Origin of the sequence: Streptomyces aureus (assembly GCF_001418135.1) — a bacterium.
Lineage (GTDB): Bacteria > Actinomycetota > Actinomycetes > Streptomycetales > Streptomycetaceae > Streptomyces > Streptomyces aureus_A.
This window is the reverse complement of the sequence record NZ_LIPQ01000272.1, coordinates 1-10,628: the sequence shown is the minus strand read 5'-3', so window position 1 is coordinate 10,628 and position 10,628 is coordinate 1. Positions and strand designations below refer to the sequence as shown.

Below are 10,628 nucleotides of genomic sequence, written 5' to 3'. Positions count from 1 at the left end.
GGAGGTCGTCGCCCCAGACCCGCTCCACCAGCTCCGCGTCGTGGCGGCCCTCCACGTAGATCCGGCCCGCGCGCGCCACCCGGGCCCGCGCCCCCGGGACCGCCACCGAGCCCGACGCCGTACGGGTGGGGCGGGTGGGAGCGGTCGACGGGCGGACCAGGGTCACGACCCGGCCCTCCAGGAGGAAGCCGCGCGGATCCATCGGGAACACGCGGTGCTTGCCGAAACGGTCCTCCAGGGTCACCGTGCCCGCCTCGCAGCGGATCACCGCCCCGCAGAAGCCCGTCGTGACCTCCTCGACGACCAGATCACGGTCGGCCGGGACCTCGGGAACGGGCGCCGAGCGCTTCCAAGGGGGCGTCAGGTCCGGGTTGTAGCTGCGCATTCGGGCGACGTTATGCGACGGAGAAGCGCGTTGCCAGTTCCTCCCGCTGGAGTCGTACGAACGTGGCGTCCACCACCGCCCCGTGCCCCGGCACGTACACCGCGTCCTCGCCGCCGAGCCCCAGCAGCCGGTCGAGCGCGTCCGGCCAGCGGGAGGGGATCGCGTCCGGGCCCGCCTGCGGTTCACCCGACTCCTCGACCAGGTCGCCGCAGAAGACCACCTCGCGCTCGCCCGGCACCAGGAGCACCAGGTCGTGGCCCGTGTGGCCGGGGCCGACGTTCGCCAGAAGGACCTGCCGGCCGCCCAGGTCGAGCGTCCACTCGCCGGAGACCACGTGCCGCGGGGCCACCAGGACGTCCACCGCCTCCGTCGCCGCCGCCTCGTCGAGCCCGTGCCGTACCGCGTCCGCGCGCAGGGCCTCCCGGTCCCGCACCCGGCCGAGGAGCTCGTCCGAGCCCACCGCGCCGAAGACCTCCGCGCCCGAGAACGCCGCCGTGCCGAAAACGTGGTCGAAATGGGGGTGACTCAATGCGATGTGCGTCACTCTGCGGCCGCCCGTGAGGTCCGAGATCCGCGTCCGCAGCTCGGCGCCCTCCACGAGCGAGGAGCCTGTGTCGTACAGCAGCACCGCCCGTTCGCCCAGTACCAGTCCGACCGTGGCGTCCCACCCGGGCAGCCGTCGCCGGCCCACCCCGTCCGCGAGCCGCTCCCATCCGTACGCTTCCCAATCCAGGTCCATGCGGCGACGCTAACCGGTGGAGGCGTCGCCACCTTGCCAGGAGCGATGCCCGCCGCCGTACACTGGCCGGGGGATCGCTGGCACTCGAACAGGGCGAGTGCCAAAAGCGGAGCAACCGGAACGACGACGACAGCTGGAGGTGCGCACGATGCTCAGCGAACGCAGACTCGAGGTCCTGCGCGCCATCGTCCAGGACTACGTCGGGACGGAGGAGCCCGTCGGCTCCAAGGCGCTCACCGAGCGCCACAAGCTCGGGGTCTCGCCGGCCACGGTGCGTAACGACATGGCCGTCCTGGAGGAGGAGGGCTTCATCGCCCAGCCTCACACCAGTGCCGGCCGCATCCCGACCGACAAGGGCTACCGCCTCTTCGTCGACCGGCTCGCCGGCGTCAAGCCGCTGTCGACGCCCGAGCGCCGGGCCATCCACAACTTCCTCGACGGCGCGGTCGACCTGGACGACGTCGTCGGCCGTACGGTCCGGCTGCTCGCCCAGCTGACCCGGCAGGTCGCCGTCGTCCAGTACCCCTCGCTGACCCGCTCGACCGTCCGGCACGTGGAGCTGCTCTCGCTGGCCCCCGCCCGCCTGATGCTGGTGCTCATCACGGACACCGGCCGCGTCGAGCAGCGGGTCGTCGACTGCCCCGCGCCGTTCGGCGAGACCTCGCTCGCCGACCTGCGGGCCCGGCTCAACAGCCGGGTCGTCGGCCGCCGGTTCGCCGACGTGCCGCAGCTGGTGCAGGACCTCCCCGAGTCCTTCGAGGAGATCGAGGACCGCGCCACGGTCTCGACCGTGCTCGCGACCCTCCTCGAAAGCCTCGTCGAGGAGCACGAGGAGCGGCTGATGATCGGCGGCACCGCCAATCTCACCCGCTTCGGACCCGACTTTCCCCTGATGATCAGGCCCGTCCTGGAGGCTCTGGAGGAGCAGGTCGTGCTCCTCAAGCTGCTCGGCGAGGCCAAGGAATCGGGCATGACCGTACGCATCGGGCACGAGAACGCCCACGAGGGGCTGAGCTCCACGTCCGTCGTCTCGGTCGGCTACGGTTCGGGCGGCGAGGCAGTCGCCAAACTCGGCGTGGTCGGACCGACCCGCATGGACTACCCCGGAACGATGGGAGCGGTACGCGCAGTGGCACGTTACGTCGGACAGATCCTGGCGGAGTCGTAAGTGGCCACGGACTACTACGCCGTACTCGGCGTGCGCCGCGACGCGTCCCAGGACGAGATCAAGAAGGCATTCCGGAGGCTCGCGCGCGAGCTGCACCCGGATGTGAATCCCGATCCGAAGACGCAGGAACGCTTCAAGGAGATCAACGCCGCCTACGAGGTCCTCTCGGACCCGCAGAAGAAGCAGGTCTACGACCTGGGCGGCGACCCGCTCTCGGCCTCCGGCGGAGGCGGCGCGGGCGGCTTCGGGGCCGGTGGCTTCGGCAACTTCTCCGACATCATGGACGCCTTCTTCGGCACGTCCCAGCAGCGCGGCCCGCGCTCGCGGACCCGCCGCGGCCAGGACGCCATGATCCGTCTGGAGATCGACCTCAACGAGGCGGCCTTCGGCACCACCAAGGACATCCAGGTCGACACGGCGGTCGTCTGTACGACCTGCTCGGGCGAGGGCGCCGCACCCGGCACCTCCGCGCAGACCTGTGACATGTGCCGCGGCCGCGGCGAGGTCTCGCAGGTCACCCGGTCCTTCCTGGGCCAGGTCATGACCTCGCGCCCCTGCCCGCAGTGCCAGGGTTTCGGCACCGTCGTCCCGACCCCGTGCCCCGAGTGCGCGGGCGACGGCCGGGTCCGGTCCCGCCGCACCCTCACGGTCAAGATCCCGGCCGGTGTCGACAACGGCACCAGGATCCAGCTCGCGGGCGAGGGCGAGGTCGGCCCCGGCGGCGGCCCCGCCGGCGACCTGTACGTCGAGATCCACGAGACCCCGCACGAGACCTTCCAGCGGCGCGGCGACGACCTGCACTGCACGGTCACCCTCCCGATGACGGCGGCCGCGCTCGGCACCAAGGTGCAGCTGCAGACCCTCGACGGCCTCGAGGAGATCGACGTCCGTCCGGGCACGCAGTCCGGCCAGTCGATCCCGCTGCACGGCCGCGGCGTCACGCACCTGCGCGGCAACGGCCGGGGCGACCTGATCGTGCACGTCGAGGTGCAGACCCCGGGCAAGCTCGACGCGGAGCAGGAGCGCCTCCTGCGCGAACTGGCCAAGCTGCGCGGCGAGGAGCGGCCCACCGGGCAGTTCCAGCCGGGTCAGCAAGGGCTGTTCTCGCGGTTGAAGGACGCGTTCAACGGGCGCTGAGCAGGATTTCTGTACGGAAGGGGCGGCGACCGCGGGCTGCGGGCGCCGCCCCTTCTCGTGACCTGACGTACCGATTCGGCCCGGAAGCAGGGGCATGACACGATGCCCATATGTCCACCACCGCGCTGAACGATCTCTCTCGGTTTCCGATCGTGCAGGCCCCCATGGCGGGTGGCGCCTCCTCTCCCGAGCTGGTCGGAGCCGTGTGCGCGGCCGGGGCGCTCGGCTTCCTGGCCGGCGGTTACAAGACGGCCGGAGGCCTCTACCAGGAGATCAAGCAGGTGCGGGGGCTCACCGCACGGCCCTTCGGCGTCAACCTCTTCCTGCCGGAGTCCGGGCGGCCCGCCGACCCCGCGTCCGTCGAGGTCTACCGGCATCAGCTCGCGGGCGAGGCCACCTGGTACGAGACCCCGCTCGGTGAGACCGACGACTGCCGAGACGACGCGTACGACGCGAAGCTGGCGATCCTCCTGGAGGACCCGGTCCGTGTCGTCTCCTTCACCTTCGGCTGCCCCGCGCCCGAGGTCCTCGCCTCTTTCGCGCGTGTGGGAACGTTCACGATCGTGACCGTCACCTCCGCCGAGGAGGCCCTCGCCGCCCAGCAGGCCGGGGCGAGCGCCGTCTGCGTGCAGGGCGCCGAGGCGGGCGGACACCAGGGCACGTTCCGCGACGACCCCGCCGACGACGCCCCGGGCACCGGACTGCTCACCCTGCTCGGCCTGGTCCGCGAGAGCGTCGCCCTGCCGATCGTCGCGGCCGGCGGCATCATGCGCGGCGCGCAGATCGCCGCCGCCCTGGCCGCCGGTGCGGACGCCGCCCAGCTCGGCACGGCCTTCCTCTGCTGCCCGGAGTCGGGCGCCCACCCGCTGCACAAGCGGGCCCTGACCGACCCGCTGTACACGCGTACCGCCTTCACCCGGGCCTTCACCGGGCGTCCGGCGCGCGGTCTCGTCAACCGCTTCATGCGCGAGCACGGGCCGTACGCCCCCTCCGCCTACCCCGAGATCCACCACCTCACCGCCCCGATCCGCAAGGCCGCCGCCACCGCCGGCGACGCCCAGGGCATGGCCCTGTGGGCCGGTCAGGGCCATCGGCTCGCCCGCGGGCTTCCCGCCGGGCAGCTGGTCGAGGTGCTGGCCGCCGAACTCGACACCGCTCTCTCCGAGCTGCCCCACAGGAGCGCCTCATGACCGCACCCGTCTTCGTCGTCGACGCCGTTCCCGGCCCCGGGAGCTTCCTCCTGGACGGCCCCGAGGGCCGGCACGCCGTCTCCGTGAAGCGGCTGCGGGAGGGCGAGGAGCTCGTCCTCGCCGACGGCCGGGGCCGCTGGGCCGCGTGCGTGGTGCTGGCCGCCGAGGGCAAGGACCAGCTCACCGTGCGGGTCGACGAGGTCAACGAGGACCCCGAGGAGGAGCCCCGTATCACCGTCGTCCAGGCGCTGCCCAAGGGCGACCGGGGCGAACTCGCCGTCGAGACGATGACGGAGACAGGGGTGGACGCGATCGTGCCGTGGGCCGCCTCCCGCTGCATCACGCAGTGGAAGGGCGACCGGGGCCTCAAGGCGCTCGCCAAGTGGCGGTCCACCGCGCGCGAGGCCGGGAAGCAGTCGCGCCGCTCCCGGTTCCCCGAGGTCGTGGACCTGATGACGACCAAGCAGGTCGCCGTGCTGCTCGCCGGCGCCGACTTCGCGGCCGTGCTGCACGAGGACCGCGACCACCCGAGCGGGGCGCTCGCCACCGCCGAACTCCCGGAGAAGGGCTCGATCGTGCTGGTCGTCGGCCCCGAGGGCGGGGTCTCCCCGGAGGAGCTCGCCGCGTTCGAGGCGGCCGGGGCGAAGCCGTACCGGCTCGGCCGGAGCGTGCTGCGGACGTCGACGGCGGGCACGGCGGCGACGGCGCTCGTCCTGGGGCGTACGGGGCGCTGGAGTTAGCCGCTCCCGGCCTCGGGCGCGCCGGGGCCGTCCCCTGTCGTCAGGGTGTCGTAGAGGGGCCAGCCGTCCTCGTCGTGGATGCCGTGGGCGGCCGGGAGCAGGCCGCGGGCCGCGGCCTCGTCCAGGAAGCGGCGTACGACGCCCGGCTCGTTCAGGTTGAGGATGGCGCCGGCCCCGGTCGAGGCGATGTCGCCGGCGCCGAAGGGGTAGCCGGACACGACGCGGCCCGGACCGTCCCGGAAGACCAGACGGAGCTGGGTGTGACGGTTCTCGGCGCGGCGCAGCGTGAGGAACGTCAGGCAGTCCGGCTCGTGGAGGTGCCCGACCGTCCACAGCCACACCGTGGACTCCACCGTCAGCCTGCGCGGTACGCGGTCCCGTCTCATCCGGCGAAGTGTACGGAGTGTGCAACGGACCGCACGCGGTGGACAGCTGCCCCCGCGCGCTCCTTAGGCTGGCCGCATGGCCGACGAGTCCCCCCTGATCCGCAGTCTGCGCGCCGCCGTGGCCGCCGCCCCCGGTGACGTACCCCTGCGTCTTCACTTCGCCGAACTCCTCCTCGCCGGGGGACGGAACGACGAGGCCGTCGCGGAGGCGGCCGTCGCGCTCCAGCACGCGCCGGGGGACGCGGACGCGCGTGCGCTGATGGTGCGGGCCATGGGGATGCCGCCGGCTTCGGCCACCGCTCCCACGGAGCGCGCGCCCGGGCCGAGCGCGACCCGGGCACCCACGGAGAGCGGCCCCGAGCCGTCCGAGCCGACCGGCCTCCCCGAGCGGCCCGAGCCGCCCGTGGGCGGGGCTGCCGCCTTCGACTGGGACGCCGCCGAGCAGCAGGTGCAGGATGTCGTCGGGCCCCGTTTCCTGGAGGACCCGCAGGCGGCCGACGGCGAGGGGGCCGCCGGGGACGACGCCTGGGACGTCGACGCGCCCGGCGCCGTACGACTCGCGGACGTCGGCGGCATGGACGAGGTCAAGGAGCGGCTGGAGGCCGCCTTCCTCGCCCCCATGCGCAATCCCGAACTGCGCAGGCTGTACGGCAAGTCGCTGCGCGGCGGCCTGCTCCTCTACGGGCCTCCCGGCTGCGGCAAGACCTTCATCGCGCGGGCCGTCGCAGGCGAGCTGGGCGCGAACTTCCTCACCGTCTCGCTCTCCGACGTCCTCGACATGTGGATCGGGGCCTCCGAGAAGAACATCCACGACATCTTCGAGACCGCCCGCCGCCAGGCCCCCTGCGTCGTCTTCCTCGACGAGCTGGACGCCCTCGGCGCCAAGCGCTCCCGCACCCACCACAGCGGACTGCGCAATGTCGTCAACCAGCTCCTCACCGAGCTCGACGGCATCGCCAGCGGCGCGGGCAACGAGGGCGTGTTCGTGCTCGCCGCCACCAACGTGCCCTGGGACGTGGACATCGCGCTGCGCCGCCCCGGCCGCCTCGACCGCACGCTCCTCGTGCTTCCGCCGGACGCCACCGCGCGCGAGGCGATCCTCCGCTACCACCTGCGCGAGCGGCCCATCGAGGCCGTCGACCTCGGCAAGCTCGTCAAGGCCACCGAGGACTTCTCCGGCGCCGACCTCGCCCATGTCTGCGAGTCGGCCGCCGAGGCCGCGCTGCTCGACTCCGCCCGCAGCGGCTCCGTGCGACTGATCACCACCAAGGACCTGCTGGGCGCGGCCAAGCAGATCAAGCCGTCCACCGAGCCGTGGTTCGCGGCCGCCCGGAACGTCGCCATGTTCGCCAACGAGGGCGGCCTGTACGACGACCTCCTCGCCCACCTCAAGCGGAAGCGCAAGCTGTGACCACGCCGACCACGCTCCTGCGCGCCGAGGCCCTGTACGACACCGGGCGGTTCGCGCAGGCAGGGGAGCTGGTCGCCCAGCACCTGGCGAGTGAACCGGAGGACGCCGACGCGCTCGTCCTGCTGGCCCGCTGCCACCACCGTGCCGAGAAGCACCAGGCCGCCCTGGACGCCGTGGACGGCGCGCTGCGCGCCGAACCCGAGCTGCTCATGGCCTGGTTGATGCGCGTCCAGATCCTGCTCGAACTGCGGCGGTTCCAGGAGGCCGAGACGGCAGCCCGGTACTCCGTCCGGCTCGCCCCGCAGTACTGGGGCACCCACTACGCCCTCGGGACCGCCCTCGCGCAGTTCGCGGAGCACGCGCGGACGCCCGCGCGTACCGTCGAGGCGTACGAGGCGGCGCGGGCCGCCGTGAGCCTCGCCCCCGAGGAGGACGCGGCCCACTTCCTGGTGGGGCTCACCGCCCAGCGCCGGGGCGACCACGCCACCGCCCAGCGGGCGTACGAGGCCGCCCTGCGGCTCAACCCGCAGAGCAGCGAGGCCCACAACAACCTGTCGCTGCTCCGGCTGCGGCGCCGCTGGTTCCGGCGCGGGGCCTGGACCCAGGCCGCCGAGGGCTTCGTCGCCTCCGCCGCGCTCGATCTCCAGGACCGCAAGGCCCGCTACAACCTGGAGGCCATGGCCTGGAACACGGTGGCGGGCGCGCGCTGGGTGGCACTGCTCGGCTTCGTCGCCTCGACGTTCGGCGCCGCTCCGGCCCGGAGCGGTGACACCGGCGCCGACGCGATCGTGCCGTTCCTGATCGGCGCCGCCGTGATCGTCGGCGCCTGGGGCGGCTGGGTGCTGTGGATGAGCCGCCGGGTGCCGCCCCGGCTGCGCCGCCCGATGTTCCTGGTGGCCCGTTCCTGCCGGCCGGTGATCGCGATGGCCACCGCCGTGGGGCTGCTCGGGCTCTACTCGGTGGTGTCGATGGCCCTCTGGTCCTTCGACGCCGGGGTGATCGGCGGGCTCGGGACGCCGCTGTTCTGGGCAGTGATCATCACGTACTGGGTGAGCCGCTCGGCCCTCAACCGGCGCGCGCCCAAGGACTGACCTGGGACACGGCGACGGCCGCTGCGGCGGATAGCATGCGCGTGTAGCGACCGACGAGGCGAGGAGGCCCGGGCCATGGCCGGAGAGCCGCAGAGCGACTGCCTGTTCTGCAAGATCGTGGCGGGGGAAGTGCCCGCGACGATCGTGCGCGAGACGGAGACCACGCTCGCGTTCCGCGACATCAACCCGCAGGCGCCCACCCACGTCCTCGTGATCCCGCGCCTCCACTACCCGGACGCCGCCTCCCTGGCCACCGCCGTCCCGACCGTCGCCGCCGACATACTGCGCGAGGCCGGAGAGGTCGCCGCCCAGGAGAAGGTCGACGGCAGCGGCTTCAGGGTCGTCTTCAACACCGGCGCCGGCGCGGGCCAGACCGTTTTCCACGCCCACGCGCACGTGCTCGGAGGCCGCGGCCTCAACTGGCCCCCCGGCTAGACCGGCGCCCATGTCCGTACGGGAACTCGTCGTGCTCGGGACCGCCAGCCAGGTCCCGACCCGGCACCGCAACCACAACGGCTATCTGCTGCGCTGGGACGGACAGGGCATCCTCTTCGACCCCGGTGAGGGCACCCAGCGCCAGATGCTGCGGGCCGGGGTCGCCGCGCACGACATCGACCGGATCTGCGTCACGCACTTCCACGGCGACCACTCGCTCGGCCTCGCCGGGGTGATCCAGCGGATCAACCTCGACCAGGTCCCGCACCCCGTCACCGCCCACTATCCGGCGAGCGGGCAGCACTTCTTCGAGCGGCTGCGGTACGCCACGGCCTACCGCGAGACCGTGCGGCTGGCCGAGGCGCCGGTGGCCGCCGACGGGCCGCTCGCCGTCACCGACGCGTACACCCTCGACGCGTGCCGGCTCTCGCACCCGGTCGAGTCGTACGGCTACCGGCTCACCGAGCCCGACGGGCGCCGCATCCTGCCCGAACGGCTCGCCGCGCACGGCATCAAGGGCCCCGACGTCGGCCGCCTGCAGCGCGAGGGCGTCCTCGGCGGCGTGACCCTCGACGACGTGAGCGAGGTCCGGCGTGGTCAGCGGTTCGCCTTCGTGATGGACACCCGGCTCTGCGACGGCGTGCACGCGCTCGCCGACGGCGCCGACATGCTCGTCATCGAGTCGACGTTCCTCGACGAGGACGTCCGCCTCGCCACGGACCACGGCCATCTCACGGCCGGGCAGGCCGCGGCGGTCGCCCGGGACGCGGGCGTACGGCATCTCGTCCTGACCCACTTCTCGCAGCGCTACTCCGACCCGGCCGAGTTCGAGCGGCAGGCGCGGGCGGCCGGGTTCGACGGCGAACTGAGCATTGCCCAGGACCTCATGAGGGTCCCCGTACCGAAGAGATAGACACCCCCCATGCACCTCCCCACCGGTCTCCCCAAGGCCGAACTGCACCTCCACATCGAAGGCACCCTCGAACCCGAGCTGGCCTTCGCGCTCGCCGCGCGCAACGGCGTCACCCTGCCGTACGCGGACACCGGCGCCCTGCGCGAGGCGTACCGCTTCAGCGACCTCCAGTCCTTCCTGGACCTCTACTACGGTCTGATGGCGGTCCTGCGCACCGCCGAGGACTTCACCGAGCTCACCGACGCCTATCTGGAGCGGGCCGCCGCCCAGGGCGTCCGGCACGCCGAGATCTTCTTCGACCCGCAGGCACACACCGTCCGCGGCGTCCCCGTCGGCACGGTGATCGAGGGGCTGAGCGCCTCCCTCGAACGCTCCGAGGAGCGGTACGGGATCTCCACCCGGCTCATCATGTGCTTCCTGCGCGACGAGTCGGCGGAGTCGGCGCTCGCGACCCTCGACGCCGCGAAGCCGTACCTGGACCGGATCACCGGTGTCGGCCTGGACTCGGCGGAGGTCGGCCACCCGCCGGCCAAGTTCCGCGAGGTGTACGAGGCCGCGGCGGCGCTCGGGCTGCGGCGCGTCGCCCACGCGGGCGAGGAGGGCCCGGCGGCGTACGTCCGGGAGGCGCTCGACGTCCTCGGCGTGGAGCGGATCGACCACGGGCTGCGGTGCATGGAGGACCCGGAGCTCGTCGAGCGGCTCGTGCGGGAGCGGGTGCCGCTGACGCTCTGTCCGCTGTCGAACGTGCGGCTGCGGGCGGTCGACGTGCTGGATGACCACCCGCTGCGGGCGATGATGGAGGCGGGGCTGCTCGTCACCGTGAACTCCGACGACCCGGCGTACTTCGGGGGGTACGTGGGGGACAACTTCGACGCGGTGCGGGATGCGCTGGGGCTGACGCCGGAGCAGCTGCGGGAGCTGGCGCGGAACTCGTTCGAGGCGTCGTTCCTGGAGGACGACGAGGGGCGGCGGGCCGGGTATCTCGCGGAGGTCGAGGCGTACGAGTTCGGCGGGGAGTAGGCGGGGCGGAGGG

General features: G+C 73.0%; 12 protein-coding genes. 9 read left to right on the top strand and 3 right to left on the bottom strand.

Going from position 1 to position 10,628, the window contains the following annotated elements; all coding sequences use genetic code 11:
• The coding region (locus AOK00_RS22575; RefSeq protein ID WP_159041826.1) for a DUF3097 family protein at window positions 1–385 on the bottom strand (385 nt) is incomplete at its 3' end.
• Window positions 386–395: 10 nt separating this feature from the next.
• Entirely contained in the window at window positions 396–1,124 is a 729-nt protein-coding gene (locus tag AOK00_RS22570; RefSeq protein ID WP_055602119.1) for an MBL fold metallo-hydrolase, read from the bottom strand.
• A gap of 148 nt (window positions 1,125–1,272) precedes the next feature.
• Between AOK00_RS22570 and hrcA the strand changes: the two genes are divergently transcribed.
• The 4 genes from hrcA (at window position 1,273) to AOK00_RS22550 (ending at window position 5,359) form a co-directional block, all read left to right on the top strand.
• Window positions 1,273–2,292: a heat-inducible transcriptional repressor HrcA gene (gene hrcA / locus AOK00_RS22565; protein WP_055602118.1), complete on the top strand. Its 1,020-nt coding sequence runs from the start codon at window positions 1,273–1,275 to the stop codon at window positions 2,290–2,292.
• Window positions 2,293–3,429, top strand: coding sequence for a molecular chaperone DnaJ (gene dnaJ / locus AOK00_RS22560; protein WP_030317496.1), 1,137 nt, complete (start codon window positions 2,293–2,295; stop codon window positions 3,427–3,429).
• A 110-nt stretch (window positions 3,430–3,539) separates the two neighbouring features.
• Entirely contained in the window at window positions 3,540–4,619 is a 1,080-nt protein-coding gene (locus AOK00_RS22555) for a nitronate monooxygenase (protein WP_055602117.1), read from the top strand.
• The gene (locus AOK00_RS22550; RefSeq protein ID WP_055602116.1) at window positions 4,616–5,359 is read left to right on the top strand and encodes a 16S rRNA (uracil(1498)-N(3))-methyltransferase; all 744 of its coding nucleotides are present in this window, start codon (window positions 4,616–4,618) and stop codon (window positions 5,357–5,359) included. The genes AOK00_RS22555 and AOK00_RS22550 overlap by 4 nt, the downstream gene beginning before the upstream one ends.
• On the opposite strand, the gene AOK00_RS22545 is transcribed toward AOK00_RS22550, so the two are convergent.
• On the bottom strand, window positions 5,356–5,745 hold the full coding sequence (locus AOK00_RS22545) for a hypothetical protein (RefSeq protein ID WP_055602115.1): 390 nt from the start codon (window positions 5,743–5,745) through the stop codon (window positions 5,356–5,358). The two genes, AOK00_RS22550 and AOK00_RS22545, sit on opposite strands and share 4 nt — an antisense overlap.
• A 76-nt stretch (window positions 5,746–5,821) precedes the next feature.
• Between AOK00_RS22545 and AOK00_RS22540 the strand changes: the two genes are divergently transcribed.
• The 5 genes from AOK00_RS22540 to AOK00_RS22520 all read left to right on the top strand — a co-directional run bounded on the left by AOK00_RS22540 (window position 5,822) and on the right by AOK00_RS22520 (window position 10,615).
• Window positions 5,822–7,156 carry an ATP-binding protein gene (locus AOK00_RS22540; RefSeq protein ID WP_055602114.1) on the top strand — a complete coding sequence of 445 codons (1,335 nt, stop codon included), beginning with the start codon at window positions 5,822–5,824 and terminating at the stop codon, window positions 7,154–7,156.
• Window positions 7,153–8,247 (top strand): tetratricopeptide repeat protein, encoded by a 1,095-nt coding sequence (locus tag AOK00_RS22535; RefSeq protein ID WP_055602113.1) that lies wholly within the window; start codon window positions 7,153–7,155, stop codon window positions 8,245–8,247. Before AOK00_RS22540 ends, AOK00_RS22535 begins: the two co-directional genes overlap by 4 nt.
• Before the next feature lie 75 nt (window positions 8,248–8,322).
• Window positions 8,323–8,682 (top strand): histidine triad nucleotide-binding protein, encoded by a 360-nt coding sequence (locus AOK00_RS22530; RefSeq protein WP_055602112.1) that lies wholly within the window; start codon window positions 8,323–8,325, stop codon window positions 8,680–8,682.
• 10 nt (window positions 8,683–8,692) lie between these two features.
• Complete coding sequence (locus AOK00_RS22525) at window positions 8,693–9,595, top strand: ribonuclease Z (protein WP_055602111.1); 903 nt, start codon at window positions 8,693–8,695, stop codon at window positions 9,593–9,595.
• Between the two features lie 9 nt (window positions 9,596–9,604).
• Entirely contained in the window at window positions 9,605–10,615 is a 1,011-nt protein-coding gene (locus tag AOK00_RS22520; RefSeq protein ID WP_055602110.1) for an adenosine deaminase, read from the top strand.
• The last annotated feature ends 13 nt before the right edge of the window (window positions 10,616–10,628 follow it).

Excerpts from the sequence above, each read along its gene's own strand:
- AOK00_RS22530 (WP_055602112.1), top strand. The coding sequence starts at position 8,323 with ATGGCCGGAGAGCCGCAGAGCGACTGCCTGTTCTGCAAGATCGTGGCG.
- hrcA (WP_055602118.1), top strand. The coding sequence starts at position 1,273 with ATGCTCAGCGAACGCAGACTCGAGGTCCTGCGCGCCATCGTCCAGGAC.
- AOK00_RS22525 (WP_055602111.1), top strand. The coding sequence starts at position 8,693 with ATGTCCGTACGGGAACTCGTCGTGCTCGGGACCGCCAGCCAGGTCCCG.
- AOK00_RS22520 (WP_055602110.1), top strand. The coding sequence starts at position 9,605 with ATGCACCTCCCCACCGGTCTCCCCAAGGCCGAACTGCACCTCCACATC.
- AOK00_RS22550 (WP_055602116.1), top strand. The coding sequence starts at position 4,616 with ATGACCGCACCCGTCTTCGTCGTCGACGCCGTTCCCGGCCCCGGGAGC.
- AOK00_RS22570 (WP_055602119.1), bottom strand. The coding sequence starts at position 1,124 with ATGGACCTGGATTGGGAAGCGTACGGATGGGAGCGGCTCGCGGACGGG.
- AOK00_RS22555 (WP_055602117.1), top strand. The coding sequence starts at position 3,540 with ATGTCCACCACCGCGCTGAACGATCTCTCTCGGTTTCCGATCGTGCAG.
- AOK00_RS22540 (WP_055602114.1), top strand. The coding sequence starts at position 5,822 with ATGGCCGACGAGTCCCCCCTGATCCGCAGTCTGCGCGCCGCCGTGGCC.
- AOK00_RS22545 (WP_055602115.1), bottom strand. The coding sequence starts at position 5,745 with ATGAGACGGGACCGCGTACCGCGCAGGCTGACGGTGGAGTCCACGGTG.